Origin of the sequence: Shewanella sp. KT0246 (genome assembly GCF_019654955.1) — a bacterium.
Classification (GTDB): Bacteria; Pseudomonadota; Gammaproteobacteria; order Enterobacterales; family Shewanellaceae; genus Shewanella; species Shewanella goraebulensis.
Window position 1 is genome coordinate 49772 of record NZ_BPEV01000026.1, and the last position, 24229, is coordinate 74000.

General features: G+C 41.3%; 17 protein-coding genes. 1 reads left to right on the forward strand and 16 read right to left on the reverse strand.

Annotated features, from left to right (window positions below; translation table 11 throughout):
* Positions 1-68: 68 nt before the first annotated feature.
* The 9 genes from K5Q58_RS13940 to htpX form a co-directional block, all read right to left on the reverse strand.
* Complete coding sequence (locus tag K5Q58_RS13940) at positions 69-1535, reverse strand: NarK family nitrate/nitrite MFS transporter (RefSeq protein WP_220754523.1); 1467 nt, start codon at positions 1533-1535, stop codon at positions 69-71.
* An 11-nt stretch (positions 1536-1546) separates the two neighbouring features.
* Positions 1547-1873, reverse strand: coding sequence for a nitrite reductase small subunit NirD (nirD, locus tag K5Q58_RS13945; RefSeq protein WP_220754524.1), 327 nt, complete (start codon positions 1871-1873; stop codon positions 1547-1549).
* On the reverse strand, positions 1870-4524 hold the full coding sequence (gene nirB / locus K5Q58_RS13950) for a nitrite reductase large subunit NirB (RefSeq protein WP_220754525.1): 2655 nt from the start codon (positions 4522-4524) through the stop codon (positions 1870-1872). The genes nirD and nirB overlap by 4 nt, the downstream gene beginning before the upstream one ends.
* Before the next feature lie 321 nt (positions 4525-4845).
* The gene (locus K5Q58_RS13955; protein ID WP_220754526.1) at positions 4846-5475 is read right to left on the reverse strand and encodes an ANTAR domain-containing response regulator; all 630 of its coding nucleotides are present in this window, start codon (positions 5473-5475) and stop codon (positions 4846-4848) included.
* Between the two features lie 70 nt (positions 5476-5545).
* A complete protein-coding gene (locus K5Q58_RS13960; protein ID WP_220754527.1) occupies positions 5546-6736 on the reverse strand; it encodes a glycosyl transferase in 1191 nt (396 codons plus the stop codon).
* A complete protein-coding gene (cobA, locus tag K5Q58_RS13965; protein WP_220754528.1) occupies positions 6729-7640 on the reverse strand; it encodes a uroporphyrinogen-III C-methyltransferase in 912 nt (303 codons plus the stop codon). Before cobA ends, K5Q58_RS13960 begins: the two co-directional genes overlap by 8 nt.
* On the reverse strand, positions 7640-10588 hold the full coding sequence (locus K5Q58_RS13970) for a nitrate reductase (protein ID WP_220754529.1): 2949 nt from the start codon (positions 10586-10588) through the stop codon (positions 7640-7642). The genes cobA and K5Q58_RS13970 overlap by 1 nt, the downstream gene beginning before the upstream one ends.
* A gap of 366 nt (positions 10589-10954) precedes the next feature.
* A complete protein-coding gene (locus K5Q58_RS13975; RefSeq protein ID WP_102529272.1) occupies positions 10955-11290 on the reverse strand; it encodes a cytochrome c3 family protein in 336 nt (111 codons plus the stop codon).
* A gap of 301 nt (positions 11291-11591) precedes the next feature.
* Positions 11592-12455, reverse strand: a complete 864-nt coding sequence (gene htpX, locus K5Q58_RS13980) for a protease HtpX (protein ID WP_220754530.1) — start codon at positions 12453-12455, stop codon at positions 11592-11594.
* 403 nt (positions 12456-12858) lie between these two features.
* On the opposite strand from htpX, the gene pepE reads away from it, so the two are divergent.
* Positions 12859-13569 (forward strand): dipeptidase PepE, encoded by a 711-nt coding sequence (pepE, locus tag K5Q58_RS13985; RefSeq protein WP_220754531.1) that lies wholly within the window; start codon positions 12859-12861, stop codon positions 13567-13569.
* 169 nt (positions 13570-13738) lie between these two features.
* On the opposite strand, the gene K5Q58_RS13990 is transcribed toward pepE, so the two are convergent.
* The 7 genes from K5Q58_RS13990 to K5Q58_RS14020 form a co-directional block, all read right to left on the reverse strand.
* Positions 13739-15994, reverse strand: a complete 2256-nt coding sequence (locus K5Q58_RS13990) for a TonB-dependent hemoglobin/transferrin/lactoferrin family receptor (protein WP_220754532.1) — start codon at positions 15992-15994, stop codon at positions 13739-13741.
* Positions 15995-16442: 448 nt separating this feature from the next.
* Positions 16443-18017 carry an efflux transporter outer membrane subunit gene (locus tag K5Q58_RS13995; RefSeq protein WP_220754533.1) on the reverse strand — a complete coding sequence of 525 codons (1575 nt, stop codon included), beginning with the start codon at positions 18015-18017 and terminating at the stop codon, positions 16443-16445.
* Positions 18017-21166: an efflux RND transporter permease subunit gene (locus tag K5Q58_RS14000; protein WP_220754534.1), complete on the reverse strand. Its 3150-nt coding sequence runs from the start codon at positions 21164-21166 to the stop codon at positions 18017-18019. Before K5Q58_RS14000 ends, K5Q58_RS13995 begins: the two co-directional genes overlap by 1 nt.
* Positions 21166-22389, reverse strand: a complete 1224-nt coding sequence (locus tag K5Q58_RS14005; RefSeq protein ID WP_220754535.1) for an efflux RND transporter periplasmic adaptor subunit — start codon at positions 22387-22389, stop codon at positions 21166-21168. Before K5Q58_RS14005 ends, K5Q58_RS14000 begins: the two co-directional genes overlap by 1 nt.
* Positions 22390-22794: 405 nt before the next feature.
* Entirely contained in the window at positions 22795-22974 is a 180-nt protein-coding gene (locus K5Q58_RS14010) for a hypothetical protein (RefSeq protein ID WP_220754536.1), read from the reverse strand.
* 87 nt (positions 22975-23061) lie between these two features.
* On the reverse strand, positions 23062-23487 hold the full coding sequence (locus K5Q58_RS14015; protein ID WP_220754537.1) for an N-acetyltransferase: 426 nt from the start codon (positions 23485-23487) through the stop codon (positions 23062-23064).
* 167 nt (positions 23488-23654) lie between these two features.
* The coding region (locus K5Q58_RS14020) for an IS3 family transposase (RefSeq protein ID WP_220754538.1) at positions 23655-24229 on the reverse strand (575 nt) is incomplete at its 5' end.

The window sequence follows — 24229 nt, forward strand, 5'->3', positions numbered from 1 at the left end:
CACAATCCTATAAAAAAACTAACACCGTAAAGTTAATACAAAACGGTGTTAGTGATTGATAGAGAAGATTAATTAACACTAATCAGTGTCACTTCACCCTTTTCATTCACTTCAGCCATATGGCCTTTAGGCTCAGTCATAAAGAATAAAGTAATAAAACCGAGTACCGCACTGACAGCAATAACATAAAAGAACACAGAGGTCGGTACCATTGAATAAACGGTTAAGAAAAATACCGCGCCAACATTACCATACGCCCCTGTCATACCTGCAATTTGGCCCGTTAAACGGCGCTTAATGAGTGGTACAGCCGCAAATACCGCTCCCTCTCCGCCTTGAACAAAGAAAGAACATGCCATAACCACAACAACAGCTAACGGCAATGACCAAGAACCATCAATTTGCCCAACAGCAAAGTAACCAACCGCTAAACCTGCTGTAAGAATTAATAAGGTATTTTTACGGCCAAATTTATCACTTAACCAACCGCCACCAGGGCGAGACATCAAGTTCATAAACGCATAGCTCGATGCCACCATCCCCGCCTGTGCCATACCTAACCCAAAGGTTTCAGCAAAAAATAATGGCAACATGGAGACAACAGCTAATTCAGAACCAAATGTCGTAAAGTACAATACATTCAACACCGCAACTTGCTTAAAAGGATAGCGTTCAAACTCAGGTACTTCTTTGACAAAAATATCTTTATTCACCTGATATGTTTGATAAAGGTCGACAAAGAAGATACCGACTAAACCTGCATAAATAATGTTTGTAGTTTGCCCATCAAGCATAGCAACGCCTGCAGGTGATAACTTCCAAGCAAGTAGTGCTAAAGTTGCGTACATCGGGATCTTCATGAAAATCAGTAAAGCAAAATCGCCTTTACTAGTGACTTCTAATCCGCCTGCTTTTTTAGGTTTAAAATAAGTCGAACCTTTTGGCGTATCAGTGACATTAAAGTAATACACAAATGCGAACGCTAAACTCATTAATCCTGTTAGACCAATGGCATAACGCCAGCCATCTTCACCACCAAAAAATATTGCAATGGCTGGTAAGGTAAATGCAGCAGCTGCTGAACCAAAGTTACCCCAACCGCCGTAAATGCCTTCAGCAGTGCCAAGCTCTTTTGCAGGGAACCATTCACTAACAATACGAATACCAATAACAAAGCCTGCGCCAATGAAACCAATTAAAAAACGCGCTAATGCGAGTTGTTCAAACGAGTCTGCGACAGCGAACATAAAACACGGTATCGAACACACACCCATTAACACTGAATAAGTTAAACGAGGTCCATATTTATCCGTCACCATGCCGATAATAATTCGCGCAGGAATCGTTAGTGCGACATTTAATATCAATAAGGTTTTAATCTGCGATTTAGTCAATCCTAGACTATCCGCGATTACGCTCAATAACGGCGCAGCATTAAACCAAACGACAAAAGTAATAAAAAATGCAATCCAGCTTAAATGCAGTGTTTTCATCTTTCCCGAAAACGACAGTAAGTTAAATTTTTCAGAACTCATTCTTCACGTCCTTATGACTTAGCCAAGATAAGAACTTGGCCAGCCTCCTTTTTAATCTCATAGGGAGAAGCAACTAATGCTTCATCTTCAATACACACGCCAGTCTCAAGGCTGTAATGTTGCTTATATAGCGGTGATGCAACACAGAGCACCCCTTCCATATCGCAAATTAATCCTCTAGCTAATAAGCTAACGCCAGTCGCAGGGTCAACATTATCAATAGCGAATAATCCGTGCTTACCTAGATCAAATATCGCAACCGCTTTACCAGCAACCCAAGCAGCAACACCTGTTCCTTGAGGTAAAGTTGACTCATTACATACATTTACCCAACTCATACTAATTCCTCCGCTACAGCTTGCTCGTTTTGTTCACTGGTGATGTCTTTAATCGCTATATTTCCAGCACCTGATGATTCAGGGCTTAATGGGAAACGTTGCTCACGAACGCGCTCGTATAAATGTGTCTCACCTTCTGGCATCGCATCAGGGTTAACAAACTCATTGAAGCGCGCTAAAAACTCAGGCTTATCTAAACTGGTTTTCCATTCGCACTGATAAGTATCTACTACATTATTCATTTGCGAATCTAACTCAGCAGCAATGCCTAAACTGTCTTCAATCACTACAGATTGCAGATACTCAAGGCCGCCTTCTAATGATTCCATCCAAACAGAGGTACGTTGTAACTTATCTGCAGTTTTAATATAGAACATTAAAACTCTATCAATGTATTTCACTAAGGTTTCAGTATCTAAATCAGTGGCAAATAAATCACCATGACGTGGACGCATGCCTCCGTTACCAGCAACATACAAATTCCAACCTTTATCCGTTGCAATCACACCGATATCTTTACTTTGTGCTTCAGCACACTCGCGGGTACAACCAGAAACAGCAAACTTAATTTTATGAGGGCTACGCAGACCTTTGTAACGATTCTCTAAATCAATCGCGGTGCCAACTGAATCTTGAACACCATAACGACACCAAGTGCTACCGACGCAAGATTTAACAGTACGTAGCGATTTACCGTATGCATGACCAGTCTCAAACCCTGCATCAATAAGCTTGTGCCAAATAATCGGTAGCTCAGATAATTTGGCGCCAAACATATCAATACGTTGACCACCGGTAATTTTGGTATATAAGTCGAACTCTTTGGCCACTGCGCCAATTGCGATTAAGCCATCTGGCGTTATTTCGCCGCCCGCAATACGTGGTACAACGGAATAGGTGCCGTCTTTTTGTAAGTTACCTAAGTAGGCATCATTAGTATCTTGAAGTTGCACGTGACTACTTTCTTGGTTCAATACATATTTATTTTGCAGCGAAGCAAAAATTGATGCTGCAGCAGGTTTACAAAGATCACAACCAAACGTGCTGTGTTGTCCTGTGGGTGATTTTTTACCATGCTTAGTAATCAAAGTGTCAAAGTCAGTAATATTCTCGACCTGGCATAAATGATAAAGCGACTGTCTGTCATGCTCGAAATGCTCACAAATACCTGTGTTACATTCAACTCCTTCAGCAATAAGCGCCTGATCCATCACCTGCTTAACTAGTGCTGAACATCCTCCACAACCTGATGCTGCGCGGGTACATGACTTAATTTCAGCGATGGTATGGTTACCTTCCTTCACTGAATTGACGATATCGGCTTTCGTTACCTGATGACACGAACAAATAATAGAGGTGTCTTTTAGCTCAACGGCTGACTCATCGCCAGTCATTAGCAACTCAACCGCATTGCCTTCAATTTCATCTTGCGATAAATAACAGTCTAATAGTCGGTTATAGTCACTATTATCACCGACTAACACCGCGCCTTTTAGGAACTTACCGGTTTCATCTAGCCAGAGTTTTTTATAAATTCCAGATTGGTTATCTGAAAGTTCAACAAACTGTGCATTTTCAAAACCACGACTTTCACCTATTGCAGCAACATCTACACCCAGTAATTTAAGCTTGGTGCTCATGTCCGCACCTGTAAACGTAGAAGATGAAGTTGCACCATCAGCACTTGCAGCAATGTGCGACACTGCAACACGCGCCATTTGATAACCTGGTGCAACTAAGCCAAAGATGCGGTTTTGCCATAAGGCACATTCACCTATGGCATAAACATCTGCCGCTGAAGTCAAACAATTATCATCAATAGTGATGCCACCTCGCTCACCCATTGCCAACCCACTTGAACGAGCCAACGCATCTTGCGGGCGAATACCTGCTGAAAACACAATCATGTCAGTTTCAAGGAAGGTGTCATCGTTAAATGTCATGCGATGCATAGCCGACTCACCATCAATAATGGCCGTGGTCGCTTTTGAAGTATGAACCGAAACACCCAAGTCATTAATTTTACTTTTCAGTAAATCACCTGCTTTATCATTTAACTGAACAGGCATTAACTGCGGTGCAAACTCAACCACATGGGTTGTTACTCCTAACGCCATTAGTGCATTTGCCGCTTCTAAGCCTAATAGCCCGCCACCAACAACCACACCGACCTTAGACTGGCTAGCGGCAGCTTCAATATCCTGTAAATCTTCAATGGTGCGATAAACCACGCAACGCTCGCGGTCATTGCCATTAATTGGCGGTACAAAAGGATATGATCCCGTTGCCAACACTAAACGATCATATACGCCAGTGATGCCATCTTCGGTAGTAATGGTTTTATTTTCTGTATCTACTGCCGTAATGCGCGTATCTAGATGAAGTTTTACGCCCCAATCTTGGTAATCCTGCGCACTTGTTAACATCAGCTCATCAGCGCTGCCTGTTTCAAAGTACTTGGATAACTGCACACGGTCATATGCTGGACGAGGCTCTTCACCAAAGACTTCAACATCGAATTGATTTTGTAAGCCTTGACTACATAACTGTTCAATAAAATGGTGCCCGACCATGCCATTTCCGATCACAACAAGCTTTGGTTTTGCACTCGTTACTTTCGTTGAATTCGACGTTCCTGTTGAATTAGCCATCGTAGGCTCCTTTATTTTTTTGAATACTAAAAAACAAAAAGGCGCCAATCTCTGGATTAACAGAGATGGCGCCATTGCCTATGATTCAAATTTTTAAAATATAAACTGAAAAAACTTTCACTGACTAACAAATCTTTATGAGTGTGACTAAGACGCCATTGCCTTAAGTAAAACCCTCATATTCATCAAAAAATCGCTAGCCTTTAATCTTGGATAAATGTCTCACTACATGTATTTACATATTGCATCGACTATGCCAACCCGATAAATAATGTAACCCACTGATAATTAATCACTTAAAGTCATGTGAAATATATACGCTTAGGCTTCCTTGTTCACCGCAGGAGCAGTTGCACCAAACTGATGCATCTTCTTTGCCTCAAGTTGTTGCGCGGCAGAAATGATCTGCTGCGCCATATCAGCAAGACTAATACTTCTATCCATCGCCTGTTTTTGAATTAATTCATGAGCTTGTGATTCAGAAATACCTTGTCTTTGTAGCATTGACTTGGCCTTAGACATGAGTTTTAAACCTGTACATTTGGCATCAAGTAGCTTGACCTTTTCAAGCATATTAGACGCACTGTTAAAGCGAATTTTTGCTAAGCCGACTAATGAATTTAATCGCTTAGGAGTCATTTTCTCTGGCACAAAAGTGACTCGACCACACTTTAATAGGTTCTCAAGATGACTCTCGTCCCAAGCGTAAGCATTAACGATTATTGGCAATGCAGTACTTGCTAGTAATCGCTCAATAAAAACTTGTTGCATCGGTTGTAGCGCTTCAGTAAAAAACACCAAGCACAAACCATTACCTTTCATGGCTTGGCGTTCTAACTGACTTAGTGAGCTCATCTCGACACAAGGCTCAACAGAACTCAGTTCAGACATACAATCAACAAACAAATCTTCATTTTTAAACGAAGGGTCACGATAAACTAAATTAACCATGAATTAGCTCCGAACGTTATGGTTAAAAAACACGATATTAAATTCGCTAAAACTCCTGAAATCAATAACTTCATGGGCGCTGCTCACAAACATTAGCATCCGCTTGATAAGAGTTCATAAACGTCTCACCAGTTTGGCTTAAGTCATCTTTAAAAGAGGCGCTATTATTGCGAAGAAGCCAGTCTTTATTGGCTCTTTCAATTGCCTTTTCAATGGTTAACGAAGGTGATAACAAGGCGTACACTAAGGCCATTGTTGCAATAATACTGCTAATGGCTTGTTGCAACTGTAAATCTGTCAGTTCGGTTTCGTTAATATCAACACCGCGCCACAACTGTGCAAGCAAGTATGCAGGCAAATCAGACTGCCCTACTTTTGCACCAACAAAAGCCTCAAGCTGTGTGGGCATGTCCAACTGCTCAGTTTTAGAGGTAAACTGAGTACCGTTAGCACTAAAACGCAGCAAGCTTAACTGAGTGGTCACTCTCGGGTTAATCTCTGTTTCACCCTGCAAACCTTTAAAAATGGCAATATTGGCAGGTTTTTCAGTTCCATTAGGTACTTGTTGTGCAGCCAGCAACATTGCTACTTGTTGGTGCTGCTTATCTAAACCGGGATGAAAATAGCTGCGTAAACTAAATGCAGCATTAGTTGGATTAATACAACGAACTGACATTTGAATTAAACTTCGAAGCCCCAATTCTTGGTGTAAGCAGCGACAATCATTAAGTACAGGAACAATATCAGCAGAATTAACGTAGATAACCCCAGAAGACGCTAAGTTGGATTTCGCTTGTTCTGCGGTAAAACAGCGTGGAATATCTAGCGCAGAAATAAAAGCTTCAACATGTCGACGATGAGGCAAGGATTGACTATCACCATGTAAGATAATGGTTTTGCCATTTTTCGCGAGTGTTTTAGCGGCTAATAATAACCATGGTAATTGCTCGCGCTTACCCGCGTAAACTGGCCAGTCGATATCAGCTTTAATTGATTGCCACTGAGGTGGGACTAATTTTTTTAGACCTGCAGCGACACCCGCCAATTCTTCAATGGATTCACCACGAACACGCATCAACATCATTGCAGCTGCCATTTGGCTATTAGTTACATCACCTTTAGCATAAGCTGTGATTAAATGTGACGCCTCAGCAAAGTTTAAGCTGCGACAGCCTTTAATGCCTTTCCCCAAGGTTTTAACCAATTTACGGGTATCATAACCTTCGGCTGTCAGCATGGTCTCATCATGTTGTTCAACCATTTACAACCTCATCTAGATGGTAATCAGCCATACTGTTATTTGCTAAATTGGCATCAGCAGAGTGAGTATCAATATCATCAAGTAACGCTGTTAACTCTTGGCCAACGGCAACGACGTCCCCAATAATAATTAGTGTCGGACCGCTGCCTTTAATGGTTTGTGCTTTGTCAGCCATGTTGTTCACATTAGCGAATGTCACTAACTGATTCGGTCTGCCACCGTTGGTCACAAATGCAACAGGAAGTTGAGCAGGTGCATCCACCGCCAATAAACCTGCTGAAATTGCAGTGGCTTGTTCTTTGCCCATATAAAAAACTAAGGTTGATTCTGCAGCAAGCAAGGCTTTCCATTGTGTTGGCGCTTGATGATTACCTTCACTAATAAACCGTGTACCTGTTACTAAGGTGACTGAACGCGCGGTGCCTCGATACGTTAAAGGAATACCTGTGGTAGATGCACAACCTAATGCTGCTGTTACTCCGGGTGTAAATCGACTCACTACCCCTTTTTTAGCAAGGTAAATAGACTCTTCAGCTCCGCGGCCAAAAATATGCGGGTCGCCACCTTTTAAACGCACTACCTTTAACCCTTGAAGCGCAAGTTTTGCCAGCAAAGCATTAATATCATCTTGTTTATAGCTAGGTTGACCGCAACGCTTGCCGACAAAATGGCGTTGACACTCTGGTGACACTAGAGAAAGAATATCGCTGCTGACTAAGCTGTCATAAACTAACGCTTCGGCTTGAGAAACAATCCGCGCTGCTTTAATCGTCATCAAATCCAGTTGTCCACAACCTGCTCCAACAATTTCAACTTCACCTGCGCCTAATTGATTTTCATCCGCTTGGTTTAAAGAGGTTATGGCCTGATTAAAGTTAACTAACTTATTAAATGAATGGCTCATCACGCCACCTCCTCTTGTGTAGATTTTGTCGGACTTTTCTTGGTGTTTTCTGGTTTTGCTTTTACTTCAGTGTTTTGAGTGGCTACCGCTGGCGTTTTCGCTTCATTTTCAGAATTTTTGGTTTCAATAGCCATATCTTCAAGCCCAACTAACCAAATATCATTGGCACATTGGACGACTTCACTATGACAACTGCCGCATTGTTTTCCGCATCCAAGTTCTGCCTGAGTTTCACTAAGTGCTGCATTAAAGTCAGCTTGGTTAATTGAAATATTGTCTGTTGCGCTGCGTTTATTAAATACGGTGTTGTCGAGTTTTTGCAGCATAGCATCTTGAATTTTAGCTTCCGTAACGCCTGTACATGCACAAATAAGTGGGCTGTTACCTGCTTTGATTAACTGATGCAATTGCTGCATTAAGGCAGTATCGACTTCTTTTCCAATAAGCAAGTGCATAGGTTCAAGCGCCACTTCAACCTGTTGTTCGCTTAACAATTTTAGCGATACCAGCAGACCTTTATGAATATTGCATTGCACATGAATAAGTTGCTTACTGAATAAACTGATGGTCCATTTAAGAGAATAAAGCGTCGATTGGAACCCAAAACCTTGCTCTGCATCACTAAAAGCAATGTGAAAACACTCGCCTTGTGATAATGACTGCTGCACGTTCCAGCAAGTTCCATTAAATTCAGGGTCATGCTCACCAAAAATAACCCCTTGCAGTGCGGCATAAACTTTTGAAATGCTAACGGTTTGACACTTAAAAGCAGGTTGCTTTGATACTGGGTCAACATCGCTGTTTAAAGCCTGATTAACCCCATCGCCAACTGAAAATTGCGACGACCAATGCATTGGCATAAACGCAATATCTGGAGCTTGATTCTCATCAGAAACAACTCTGGCAGCAGCAACTTTTCTACTAACAGTTTCGGCATCATCAACTTCAGTTTCAAAACTGACCAAGTCACCATTTTGTAAATCAAGTTGCTTGATTTTTAACGGGTGCATTGCAATGAATGGCTCAGGAATACTGGCGCGAAGACTGGCAATATGACCAGTACGTGTCATGGTGTGCCATTGATCGCGGCTGCGACCACTGTTTAATTTAATTTGATGCTGATTAACAACTTCAGTGGCCATACTAACTGCTGTTGAATGTGCAGTGGTTATAAATTGCGCTTTTTGGCTTGGGGTTGAGAATAAGCCATTTTGATAAACTCTTTGATTCGATTGACCTAGTTGTGAGGTATCTGCCACAGGCCATTGAGTCGGCTTTAAACCATCATATTGCTCATCCGTTAAATCACTCATGCCAGTTAAGTCGAATTTTTTTTCAGGAAAACGGCTTTTTACGGCTTTTGATAATTGTGCAAATTCCTTAAATACTGCAGCGCTATTTTTGAAATCAAATTCATTTTCAAAGCCCATTAATTTAGCAACTTCAGCAAGTGCCCACCAATCAGCTTTAGCCTCACCTTTTGTTGGGATAAAACCACGCTGGCGAGTAATGACTCTTTCACTATTGGTCACAGTGCCGCACTTTTCTGACCAACCTAATGCAGGCAACAAAATATCCGCTTGTTTGGCCGTTGCTGCATCTTGAGTAATATCAGATACCACTACAAAAGGACAAGCATCGAATGCCTGCTGAATTTTAGCAGTATTAGGTAGCGACACTAACGGGTTAGTTCCCATAATCCATACCGCTTTAATTTTTCCTTCAGCCATGGCATCAAAAAGCTCAACAGCGGTTAAACCTTTTTCTTTAGCAATAACACCGCTCTTATCATCGGTATGCCAAAAGTCAGCAAGCAATTGACGTTCAGCATCAGTAAAGCCCATATGACAAGCAAGCTGCGTAGCTAAACCACCGACTTCGCGGCCCCCCATTGCATTGGGTTGTCCTGTGAGAGAAAAGAAGCCGCTACCAGGCTTACCGATATGTGCTAATGCTAAATGGCAATTGATCATCGCATTGGTGGTATCAGTTCCTAAAACCGACTGATTTACCCCCTGACAACTGGCTGTCATTACTTTTTCATTTCCAATGAATAATTGGTAAAAATGCAGCAACTCACTGGTTGATAACCCCAATGAAGTGGCTAGATTATCCACTTCAAATTGTTGCTTATCGTGTGACAGTTCAGTCAGCACAGCTTCAATACCTTGAGTATGCGCCGCAATGTAATCGGTATCAGCAGCATCATTATCGGCAATAAACTGCAGCAAACCATTAAATAGTAAACTGTCAGTACCTGGGGCAATTTGTAAATGTAAATCTGCCTGACTTGAAGTCGCGGTTTTAGCAGGATCAATCACAACGATTTTTGTGCCACGCTGTTCACGGTTTTTTATCATGCGCTGGAATAGCACTGGGTGAGTCCAAGCGCTATTGGCACCGACTAATACAATCACATCGGCAAGTTCAAAATCTTCATAACAACCTGGCACCACATCTTCGCCGAAGGCGCGCATATGTCCACTAACCGCCGAAGACATACATAAACGCGAATTTGTATCTACATTGGCAGTACCAATAAAGCCTTTGGCCAGTTTATTTGCAACATAGTAGTCTTCAGTCAGCAATTGGCCTGAAAGGTAAAAGGCTACTGAATCTGGCCCATGTTCTGCAATTGTTTGCTTAAAAGTCTCTGCCACTGTATTCAGCGCTGCATCCCAAGAAACTGGTTTGCCTGATTTTAATTTGGGGTAGCGCAAAGTATTAGGCTGAACCAGACTCTCGATGAGTCGTTCGCCTTTTGCACAAAGCTGACCTTTATTGGCTGGATGGGCTTGATCGCCAATCAACTCAAAATTTGCATTAAATGCAGTTGATTTTTGAGAACCAGCATTTAGCGAACTTGAGTTTAAAGAGTTTGATTTCGGTGAGATAGTAACGCCACAGCCAACTCCACAATAAGCACAACTAGATTGGATATTAGACATGCAACTTCCCTTTACTGACAAAATTTTATGTCAATAACATCGCAAAAGTTGTGCCAATTACTAAGGTAATGATTTAACAAGGGTTTAACAAAAAAGTAAAAGAGAAGCGCTAAGAACTGTGCAACATAAGTGCACCATTTCGCACCAAGTTTGCGCAAACCATTGAAAACAAACGATTATAAATACCTCTTTAGAGGTACAAGAAGAGAGTAATTTTGAGAATGTTTTGAACTTCAAATTAAAGTTTGACGACAAACTGTATTTAAAGCCATAAAAAAAGCGCCAACATCAACGGCGCTTTTTTAAACTTTTTTGCATCGTACTCATAATCAGCACCGATGAAAAATAGCAATCAAGTTATCGAAACTACTGAGCAGAACGCCCATCATCATGACAGCTATCACATGTTGGTACATCGCCAACATTCATGTCATGTGGTGCGTGACAATCTGCACACATTAGCATTCCATCATGCGGTGCGTGATTATCGTCCATTTCAGCAAGTGTTCCGTGACAGCTTTGACACTGTTCGAACTCATACTCACCATCTGCTGAAGGCTCGCCGTCAGCGTGACAGCTTTCACAACCACCCATCTCAGCGTGGAAATCAGCAAGATTTTCATCTGCGGCAAAAGCATTTGATGACAAAGTTAGTACAGCAAGAGCTGCTGCAAACAATGCTACAAGAATTTTATTGCTCACTATAATACCCTCCATTTGTGATAATCGAGAAAGCTCTCATCAAGTGGCTTTCTTCGATATCGGTTATCAGCACGACATTTATGGCTCAGCTATAAACTTAGCTAACACTGGTTATTTTAGCAACAGCAAAAGTAACCACTAATAACTAATAACTAACAACTAATAACTGCACCAACCCCTTAACATGCGTCACTCTTTGTATCCGCAATATTAAAGTCGAGGTTATTCTACTCGTTCAAGAGTAAAAAGAAAGCAATAAAAAAGGAGCCACAAGGCTCCTTTTGTTAATCATATTAAGATATTAGCTGTTCTTAAGAGCGCTAATACGCTTATCAAGAGGTGGATGGCTCATTAAGAATTCAGCCATTGAACCTTTACCATTAATACCTAGTGCTGACATTTGTGCTGGCATTGCGCCTGCTTCAGGGCCCGTTTTTAAGCGCTCTAATGCAGCAATCATTTTGTGCTTTCCGGCTAGTTTCGCAGCGCCTTCATCAGCTTTAAATTCACGGATACGTGAGAAGTAAGCCACAATCATTGACGCTAAAATACCAAATAACATGTCCATGACGAAAACAACCGCCATATAAGCAAACATACCTAGGCCTTCACCGTCTTCACTGTTGTTAGCCACTACGTTGTTCACGATACCTGCTACAACACGGGCAGCAAAGATAACGAAGGTGTTTACCACGCCTTGAATTAGGGTCAGTGTCACCATATCGCCATTGGCAACGTGGCTAACTTCGTGCGCTAGCACGCCTTCAATTTCGTCTTGAGTCATACCATAAAGTAGACCAGAACTTACCGCGACCAATGCATTGTCTTTGCTTGGGCCAGTGGCAAAAGCATTCATTTCTGGTGATTGGTAAATCGCCACTTCTGGCATTTTGATACCAGCTTGCTCTGCTTGACGAGCAACGGTGTCAACCAACCAACGTTCAGTGTTATCACGTGGTGATGTAATAACCTCACAACCCATGGTCTTTTTAGCCATCCACTTAGAAATCGCTAAACTGATGAATGCACCACCAAAACCAAACATTGCAGCAAAAATTAATAACCCGCTCATGCTTGAAGTGCTCACTCCAAGTAGAGACATAACAATTGAAGCTACTAGCAAAATCGCTAAGTTAGTTCCAATCAATAACATAATACGTAACATTACAACTCCTATCTGGCACAGATGCCGCTTTAAACTTAAATATTGAACCCATCAGTTCGCGTTAATCGCGGTACTGTTTACATTTTTTTCGTCTGTCTTAATCAAACAATCGATGAACACTTAACGACATAATATGTCCTAAAAATTGTTTTTCAAGGGTCGAATGTCAAAAATAGACATAAAATGTCGACTACTTTGAAAAAAATATCACAGCAAGCCTTACCTAACCTGAATGTGTCGCTTGTTTGTCGCAGAGTCTAGGTAGCTTGCATTAATCTAAACTTAAAATTTACACTCATTTACGCCCAAGTCATTAGTTAAGTTATGGAAAGCGATTAATCTTTGTTAATATCGGTGTATACCAGAATAAGAAGTTAATAATTAACCAGTTAAGGATATTTACATGGCTATGAATGCATTGATGTTGAGCAGTTCTCGTGAAGGCAATACCGCTTATTTAGCCCATGCCATTGATTACATCAAACCACTGACAACCCATGCTAAAAAATGGGTGTTTATTCCCTACGCAGGCGTGAGTGTTGACTATGATAAATACCTTGCAATGGTCACCGAAGGTTTGTCACCACTGAAAATTGAAGTCAGTAGCATTCATCAATACAGTGACCCGAAACAAGCCATAAAAGACGCAGATGGAATTTTAGTTGGCGGTGGTAATACTTTCCAGCTATTAAACGAACTTTATCGCTACGACCTAATCCATTTAATCAATGAACAAGTCACTAATGGTAAGCCTTATATTGGTTGGAGCGCAGGTTCTAACATCACAGGTTTAAGTATTCGTACCACAAACGATATGCCAATTGTTGAACCTGCATCCTTTACGGGCCTTAAACTGCTTCCATTTCAACTAAACCCGCACTACACCAACTATCAAGCACCTGGTCATAATGGCGAAACTCGAGCACAACGATTACTTGAGTTCACCTTAGTTGACCCTATTACGCCAGTGATTGGTATTCAGGAAGGTACAGCACTTTGGCGACGTGGTGATACTTTAACCTTGGTCGGCGATAAAGAAGCCTATTTATTCCATGGCAAGCAGCAAGAAGTCGTTATCCCTGTCGGCAGTGACTTGAGTAGCTACTTAGATTAAACAAGTTAACGCTTAAGCTATATCAAATAAGCTTCTTCGTTTTAACTTAGGCGGTAAAAACCTAGCGACAATAAAAAAGCCTTAAATTCAAATAGAATTTAAGGCTTTTTTGAACTATTACCAGTTGATTAAGTGGCAATAGTGATAACAGATATCAAATCACCATCACTTAAAACGTGTAGTTCAATTTAACGCTGAAGTAACGTCCAGGTTGGCTATAAGTTTCTTCAGTCACACCTAAGTTGGACATCAGGAATTTTGATTGACCAGCAACATCAGCATAATCGATGTACTCAGTGTCAAACACGTTGAATACCCCTGAGCGTACTGACCAGTTTTCACTTAAAACAAAGTTAGCCGTGACATCAAAGACTGCGTAACCTGCGGTATTAAATACTTCATTGAAATCCATTCCAGGAATATTACCCGGGAAAATATCTAAATCAGTAGTGCGATCCATATGGTCAGCAAAACGTACTGTCAAACCAAAGTCCATTTCGGTATTGGCAAGGTATGTATAGTAATTTACACCCACATTACCTTTAAGCGGGCTAACTGAATTTAAGTAATCACCGTTTTGATCTTCGCCATGAGTGTAAGCAATGTTACCCCAAATTTCGATCTCGTCACTCAGCCACTGACTAAATGACGCTTCAGCACCATACAAAGTCACTTCATCAAAGTTTGTGTATTGGTATTCAAGTGATTGTGGAAGTACACAACCTAAAGGCCCGCCACAGCCAACAAATTCCCAGTCGATATAGTCATTTGCTTGAGTATAGAAAGTAGTGAATTCGTATTGAGTATCGCCGTGATGACCACGTACACCCAGCTCGATAGTATGGCTTGATTCAGACTCTAAATCGTAGTTCGCTTGGATCATTACTGGGAATGGCATTTTGCCATCTTTAACTTCAAGCTCACCCCATTTTTGATCTGGCGTAGGCATTTTGTAACCGTAAGCGTACTGAGCATACACATTGACGTTCGGCGTCATGTGGTAAACAAGGCCTAGTTTCGGCGACCAAAAGCCATCACTCATTTCTTCAAAATCAGCTGGGTCGCGGCCCGCTTCTTCAGCTTGGTTTTGATCAGGCGTATTTTTAAAGTAGTCATAACGCAGACCTAAAATCGCGTTTAACTTACCATCGTAGAAAGTAATGTCATCTTGGATGAAAGCACCTACACGTAAACTTTTAGTATCAGCAAACGAGAAAGTATCAGTATCTGAAGGAGACCAGTTACCCGCATCGTCAACCACTTGGTAATCACGTGGACGGCTCATTTCTGATTGCTCAACATCCACACCATAAATAATGTTGTGGTCATGACCCGTTAGGGATAAAGATTTGCTAAAAGTACTGGCAAAACCTACACGGTATTCATCAAACTGGTAATCTCTGTGCTCATAAATATCACGAGCCTCACCGTTAGCACCATTGTAGTAATCACGCTTCTCACTTTGATCTGTTTTACCGTAATACAAAACGAAATCGACATTGTCGTGAATTACTCGGTCTTTAGTAGAGCGTAAACGTAGCGAAGTGTTTAATGATTGTGTTTGACGATCATAGTCAATAGAGCTATTTCCTGCACTATCAAATGTGTTTTCCCAGCGGTCAAGCTGCTGATTCATATAATCAACAGTTAACTGCAAGTTAGTGTCATCATTGAAGTGATATTTACTTTTAATTAAGAAGCTATCTGTCACCAAATCACTATCAGGAAGTGTTTCACTGTAGTTTTGTTGCTCTTCACCTTCACGACGTTGATACGTCACTAAGTTATCAAAATTACCTGCAGAAAACGCACTGGTAAAACCTGCACTATACTCATCATTCATGCCGGTGTAACCCGCATTAGCTGAGAAGTAGTAATCTTCGCCTCGTAAATAGTCATCAGCATCTTTTGATGTCATCACTAATACACCGCCAAGTGCATCTGAACCGTACATAGTTGATGCTGCAGCTTTTAAAACTTCGACTTGCTTTAAGCCTTCTACTTCAGTTAAACCACGGCCTGTACCTTCAGCACCAGGACCTAATGGTGAAGCATATTGGTTATTTACACGAACGCCATCCTTCACCATCATGACACGGTTGCCACCAATACCACGGATAGTCACCGAGCTTGGTTTACCTGCTCCGCCTTTAACATCAACAGCCGCTTCATTGCGGAACAAAGTTGAAAAATCAGTGCTCATATTGCGGGCAATAGCTTCTTCATCAATAACCACAACAGAGCCAGCAACTTGATCAAGCGTCTGTTCCATACGAGAACCTGAAACAACAATCACTTCATGGAAGTTTGAGATAGATTGTTTAATTTCTTCTTTGGATACGACTTCTTGAGTCTCTGCAACGACCTGAGGCGATAATGCAGCAGCAATTGCAGCACTAATTAATTTAACTGAAAGTGGTTTCATCAACGCTATCCTTAATTAAACCTTAATAGGAATTAATCTCATCTTTAATGGCGCAGGAGTCTACCATGAAGATTTTTTCACATAGCGATCACGATCCCAATATGAGTGTGTAGCGATGAATCTCAAGAATTTTCTTCGCCACTGTTTAATAAATGTAAAAACATAGATTGCTAATGTTTATTTAATTGAAACCAAAACAGCGGGATAGGACAACATTTGCATCAAAATGTATCCTAAAGTCCAACAAAAAATATTGAGGGGTTAACGGTAAACAGATGAAATGCCTTAATGAGAACCTAGAGCCAGCCTAAAAATGCAATGGATAAACTAAAATGATTTTATAATGGATGAAGAATGCAAAAAAAGAGCTAACAGAATTTAGCCTGTTAGCTCTTTTTATTGTCATCATTGTTTATTAAAAACTAATACTGATAAGTTAACACCTTAATCAGTCAGTGCTCTGTGAACCATCAACTGACTGTTTCTCAAGATTAACGCTATGAACATCTTTTAGCTCTTGCTCAGTCAATACACCTCCTCCCAATGAACGGTAAAGGGTGATCATTGATAATAAACGGTCACGTCTAACTTGGCTCAAGGTTAATTCTGCGTTAAACAAGCTTCGCTGAGCATCCATTAAATCTAACGAGCTCGATACCCCATTACGATACCTCAGCATAGCCAAACGCGTGTATTCTTTTGAAGCTGCTACCAAATCTTGCTGCGCTTCAATAGCAAGCTCTGAGCGCCTAAAGCTATTCATCGCATCATTGACTTCAAAGTATGCCCGAAGCACGATGCTACGATAAGCTAGATTAGCCTGTTTATATTCTTGCTTAGCAATCTCATATTGTGCGGAAATACTGCCAGCATTGAAAATCGGCGCAGTAATGCCCCCCAATAGAGACCAAGTCACGCCTTGGCTGTCAAATATGCTGCTAAGATCATCCGTTTCGGTGCCGTAACTACCGCTAATCGTGAACTGTGGAAAGAAAGCTGTTTTTGCTACACCCACATTAGCGTTAGCAGCTATGAGTGCTTGCTCTGCTGCTTTGACATCAGGACGCTGTGATAACATTTGTGACGGCACACCAACAGCAAAAGTAGTGGGAAATAACTGAATATCTTCTAATAACTCAGTGCCAGTTTTTACCTCTAACGGATAATTAAACTCCCCTAGTAATATTTTCAGCTGGTTTGATTTAGCTTTTCTTTCAAAATCTAGATCGGGCAAGGTCACTTTAGCGCTTTGATATTCCACTTCAGCTTGACGCACCTGTAAGCCTGAAATAACCCCGTTCTTCTTACGCAAACGAGACAAGTCACGTTCTTTTAAACGAATTTCAACAGTATTTAAGGCTATTTGATAGCGTTGCTCGATATCTAACCATTCATAGTAGCGACTAGCCACATCACTAATAAGGCTGATAACTGCTAGGTTTAACGAATCTTGAGCCGAGATAAAATTGGCATATTCAGCTTCACTTCTGCGTCTATTCGCTCCCCAAATATCAAGTTCCCAAGATACAACGCCATCCAGCGTAAACTCATTACCATGGTCAGGATCAGTACTGGTTATTGCACTATCAATTGAGCGTTCAGCGCCAGCTTCAAGCCCTAATGATGGATACAGGGCTGCATCAGTCACAGTAACTTTAGAACGAGCAGCAATTAATCGAGAGCGCACCGTCTCTAAATCTAAATTTTGCGATAATGCATGAGAAATAAGCACTTGAAGCTCTGGGTCTAAATAAAATTCTTTCCATTTAGATAAACCCAAGTTTGTTTGCGACTCTTGGGCTAGGTCATCATGATATTGCTCAGGGATTTCCAGCACTGGCCTTTCATATTCAGGACCCATAGCACAGCTTGATAACAGCACACTAAAACCTATCGCTTGCAAAGCGCTGCCAAACTTATAGGTTAAATGATGCCCTATTGGATAAGACTTTCTCAGTACTTTGCTATTAAGCACAGTAGCAAAACGCTCAAGAGACAAAAAGTTAAGTTGATAACTAGACATTATTCTGCCTCCTTAACGGTTTCTGGCGTTGTGCTTGATACAACCGTTTTGGCTGACACTTTTGATTTAAGCCAACCTGCTGTAGTCACAAAAAATAGCGGCACCATCACAATACCAATCGAGGTGGCGAAAATCATACCGCACAAAATCGGAATAGAAATACTTTGACGACTCACAGCCCCAGGCCCAACGGATAGTACTAATGGTAATACCCCAAGAATAAATGCCATCGAGGTCATTAAAATAGGCCTAAAGCGCATGGTAGCAGCCTCTAAAGCCGCATCAAGTCTACTCTTACCGTCGTTATGTAACTGGTTGGCAAATTCAACAATCAAAATTGAGTTTTTAGCAGCCATACCAATAAGCGCAATAAATGCCACTTGGAAAAACAAGTTACTTTCCATGCCACTAACTAATGTCCCCAATGACGCACCTAACATCGCAATTGGCGCAATCAACAGTACAGCTATGGGAATAGTCCAACTCTCATATAAAGCAGCTAAAAATAAGAACACAAACAGCATCGCTAACGAAACAGCAATGCTCGTTTGATTGGCAGATTGCACTTCTTGATAAGTAATCCCAGTCCACTCGTAACTAAACTCAATAGGCAACATAGGTTTAGCCACTCGTTCAATGGCCTTAATCACATCACCCGATGCGTAACCTTGAGCTGGGGTTGCATTAATCGAGGCACTACTGAACAAGTTATAGTGCGTAACTGCTGCAGGACCTACCGTATAGTCATATTTTGCCAGCACCCCAATTGGCACCATTGCCCCCGTATTTGAGCGAACGTAGTAGTCTTTTATTTGCTCAGGGAATTGACGGTACTGCTCTTCAGCCTGTACTTTTACTCGATAAACACGGCCGAATAAATTAAAGTCATTTACCGTCGATGAATCAGTAAAGGTTTTAATCGTGCTGTAAATATCAGCCACATTCACCCCAATTGCCATGGCTTTCGCTTCATCAACGGTAAGATGTAGCTGCGGAATCGCGCTCTGCAAAGACAAACTCGCAGAGGCAATTTCAGGTTGTAGCTTCAGTGCTTCAACCAATTCATCCGCGGTTTCCATTAAGCCTTTAAAGTTCGTCCCAGAAGTATCTTGTAACTCCATTTCAACCCCAGAACCATTACCAAGCCCCGGTACTGCAGATGGTAAATACAGATTAAACTCTGCTTCTAAAATGTTATGTAGCGAAAGACGAATATCTTTCATGACCTTTTGCACAGTTGCATCACTTTCGGCTCTATCAACCCAAGGTTTTAAAATCACCTCAAACTGGCCGTTTGCTTGGTTAGAACCTGAACGTTTATTTTCCCCCGCAAGGGTAAATGAATAAGCAATGGCAGGATGGGATAACACATAGGCTTCGGCTTTTTTAAGCACAGCTTGTGAGCGATTAACGGTTGCGCCATCAGGTAAGGTCATGTCAATAAAGAAACGACCTTGGTCTTCATCAGGCATAAAGCTTGATGGCAGCGTCGACATGATGAAGTAAACACCACCGACCATTAAGGCAAACAACAAATAACTGCGTTTCGCATGCTTAGTGGTTAACGCCACCAACGCAGTATATTTGGTCGTGCTGATATCAAGCTTATCGTTCATCCATTTGAAAAAACCTGAGGTGGGTTTATCACCCGGTCTTAATAACAAAGCACACAATGCAGGAGATAATGTCAGCGCAACAACGGTTGAAATGAGAACAGCGACAGTAATTGCCACAGCAAACTCGCGGTACATAATGCCGGTGATCCCAGATAAGAATGACACTGGAACAAATACAGCAGCCAACACTAAACTGGTAGCAACTAACGCGCCCGACAGTTCTTTCATGGCTGAACGAGTTGCTTCTGCTGGCGATAAACCATTTTCATTCATTAATCGCTCAACGTTCTCGACCACCACAATTGCATCATCAACCACAATACCAATGGCAAGTACTAAAGCTAAAAGACTCACTGTGTTAATGGTAAACCCAAACGCTAACATAGCGGCCAGAGTGCCGATTAGCGACACTGGCACGGCAATGGCCGGGATTAACGTCGCACGCACATTTTGTAAAAACAAATACACCACCAGAATCACTAATATCAGTGCTTCCACCAATGTTTTAACCACTTCATCAATGGAGTTTTCAATAAATACCGAAGCATCAAAAAACACTTCCCAATTCATGCCTTGAGGGAATTTTTCGGCAAGTTTTGCCATCTCGGCTTTAACGTTTTTGGTGACTTGTAATGCATTAGCACCAGGCAATAGGTAAACCTGTAAAATAGTCGCATTAGCGCCATTAAGCTGAGATTGTAAGGTATAAGAGGAAGAGCCTAACTCAATCTTCGCAATGTCACGTAAACGAATGATAGAACCATCATTATTGGCTCGAACAATAATTTCTTTAAATTGCGGCACACTGCTCATACGCCCTGCTGCTGTGATTGGCAGTGTCATGCTCAATGAGTCACTATTTGGCTGAGAGCCAATTGAACCCGCTGGAGATTCTTTGTTTTGTGCTTTTACTGCGTTAATCACATCCGCAGTGGTTAAACCATAACCAGCCATCGTATCGGGTCTTAACCAAACTCGCATCGAATAACTTCGTGCACCAGTATTACGTACTCGGCCAACGCCAGGAATTCGCTTAAGCGCCGATTCAATATTTATGGTGCCGTAATTGCTTAAATAAATCTCATCAAAGCGTTCATCACTTGAGGTTAGAGCAAGCTTTAATAACTCTACTGAGGCTTCTTTAGATACCGATACCCCTTCTGTTTGTACATCAATGGGCAAACTACCAGTCGCTTGCTGGGTAGAGTTTTGCACATCAACAGCAGCGAGATCTGGATTCGTACCCACGTCAAACGTAATAGTGACATTGGCGCTACCAGAGTTGGTGCTTTTTGAACTCATGTAAATCATATTGGGCAAGCCGTTAAGCTCTTGCTCAAGGGGGGTGGCAACCGATTCAGCAGCCGTAGTTGATGTTGCACCTGGGTATGATGCTGACACTTTTACCTGTGGCGGCGTAATATACGGATATTGATCAATCGGCAGCTGAAACATGGCAATTAAGCCTAGTAGCACGATGACAATAGAAATTACGCACGCATAAACAGGTCGATTAACAAAGAACTGAGCCATTATTTTTGCTCCTGTTCTTGTTCTTGCTCCTGTTGCTTAAGCGCTTGTTCTTTAAGAATTACATCTTCTCTTTTAAGGTACTCATCCGCAGTTAATGGCTCAGCTAATTGACCATGACGCACACGATGCATACCTTCAACAATCACCAGTTCTCCCGCTTTTAGTCCGCTTTTGACCACCACGCCCATTTGGCCTTGATGCTCAATCACAATAAAGCGACGCTCCACTTTATTGTCAGGCAGCACCACCATGACATATACCCCGCCTTGCTCAACTTGAGTGGCCTTTTGCGGGATAACAATCGCGTTATTAACTTCATTTAGTTTAATACGAACATTGGTGTACTGACCTGGAAGTAACTCTCTATCTGGGTTTGGTAATTCAGCTCTTACTTGGAATGTACCCGTTTCAGGGTTAACTGATGGGTCAGTAAAACCAACATCCCCTAAAAAACGATACTCACTGTTATCTGGCAGTGTAATGGTTACAAATCCCTCTACAGCTTTACCTTCAGCTTCGGCTTCTTGTTGTTCGCTATAGCTTGTCATACGTCGGCGAGCGTTGAGGTAATCAAGGGCTGACATATTAAAGGTCACGTAAATAGGGTCGACTTGTTTCACTCGGGTTAATAATGATTGACCACTGCTACCGACTAATGCACCGATATCAACTTCAGAACGACTCACCAGACCTGAAATTGGCGAGGTAATTTGGGTATAGCTAAGTTCAAGTTCAGCTTCTTCTAGCTCTGCTTTACTGGCGGCAAGGCTTGACCTCGCTTGAGAAAGCACCGAAATCGCATTATCAAAATCAAGCTGACTGGTGGCGTCTTGCTCATAAAGAGGCTTTAAGCGCTCAACGTCTCGCTTGGATTTATCTAGCACTGATTGTTGTGACTCAACGTTAGCTTTTAATCTGTTAACAACGGCTAAATAAGGACGATTATCAATGCTATAAAGTAATGCCCCTTCTTTAATCGCACTGCCTTCAATAAAGCTTTTATCTTGTACAAAACCGTCGACACGCGCCCGAACCTCAACATCTAATGACGCTTGAGTTACCCCAACATAGTTACCAAATAAGGGCACAGTTGCAGTGTTCACTTGCTCAACCACCACTAGTTTAGGCGTAATTTGGGGCTCTGGCTTTTCACAGCCTGACAATGTTGCGGCAGCGATAATCACTGCTAACGAAAGTACCTTGGGTGTGAAAGAGGTTGCCATATCTATACCTAAATCCTTTATGGTTATCGCTTTAAATCTGCTGCTTTATTGAACATAAAAACACAAAAAAAACAGCAAGATATTGAAGTTACACTTTAATAACAGTGTATGTTCAATTTTCTAACACAGCAAGCAAAGGTTTGTATAAGTTATCAACAGTGATTAATGAGGTTTATTAGACTATTTCAGTGTGGTTTTATCTGTTTAAAGATGAATGCAAAACAGGTAAATATAATGGTTTTCGATTTTAAAATGTATAAATATCTCGATTTGATAGAGAAGTCGTTATTTTTATTACGTGAAGGGAATCGGGTAACTTATTACTTGAAGGGAATCGGGTAACTTATTACTTGAAAAATAACTGAGATCAAAATGCTAGCAAGATAAAGAGGAGTAACTTTTTATTTAAGCGAATAACCTCTGTGTTATCCCCCTAGCACTTTCATGAAAAATATCACCTAAATACAGAGCAAGTCCACTTTCTAACAATTCACTTGGAATGATTACGTCATAAGCCCTAGTGGGAATATCTGTATTTGAATCGATAAATAAATGCCACTCTTTATCGACTCTTTTAACGGACATCAACTTAGCAAACGCACCAAACGTTAAAACATAGAGGGCCCTAGTGAGTTGGGCTAGCTATGCTTTATTTAGCACCATAGTCTCTTGTTATGTGTTCATACTCATAGCGTACTCAGCACAACCAGTATGCTCGCAAACATGCTCATTATCTACCTTAAAACCTTGTGATAAATAGAATTGATAAGTTGCTTCATTGTCTTTGTATACGTTTAAAGTCAATTCCGAACATTGTCCTTTTGCATGTGCAATTAATCGCTTACCAATACCTCGACCTTGATGTTCAGGCGAAACAAAAATCGCAGCTAACAGGTTTTCATATAACGAGTAGAAGCCAGTGACATAACCTTCATTTTCGAATACATAAGTCTTCGATGCTGGGATGTAGATTTCACGCATATTTGAGACTTGAGATTCCCAAAACTCTGCTGCGACAAAATCATGAGCTTGTATTGATGCTTTAAGCCAAATATCGAGAATTAACTCGATATCCTCTGATTTGTACTGTCTAATCATTTTCGATTCAACCGATAATAAATTGTAAAATATAGGCTATATGATGCCGAATATGACGGCCTAATAATTGAAGATTTACGACAATTGGGGCTAAAATGTGTAGCGAAGCGAAACCGAGAAAACTGTTAGCAGTGATCTTCACCCGATAAAATAGACACCGTCCATTTTCAAAATAATTTCTGCTCAAATTCAACAGGTGTTTTATATCCTAAGCTCGAATGCAGGCGCTGTCTATTGTAAAAATAGTTTAAATAACCTTTGAGCTTAGAATGTAATTTAGTGCTCGTTTCAAATGTGTTTCCTCTGATTACATCCGCTTTCAATGAATGAAAAAAAGACTCGACCTCTGCATTATCTGTACAACAACCAGGCCTGTTCATGCTGGCTTTAATGTTGTGACACGCTAAATACTGTTGAACCACATGAGCTCTGTATTCTGCCCCTCTATCGGTGTGAAACAGAACAGTCTCGCTGGGTTTACGCTTTCTTATTGCTAGCTTCAAGGCCTTTAAAGTCAACTCTGTTGTTTTGTTCTTTCCAAATGCCCAGCCTATGACTCGGCGGGAATACAAGTCGATGACAACGGCTAAATAATGCCACCTAGTCCCTACTTTTAAATACGTAATATCTCCTGACCATTGTTGATTCATACCTGTCGCTTTGGCCAAACCTTTACGCTTATTTTCAATCGCTTTATAGAAGAACTTTACTTTCGCTGGTTTACTGTATGTCTTTAAAGACC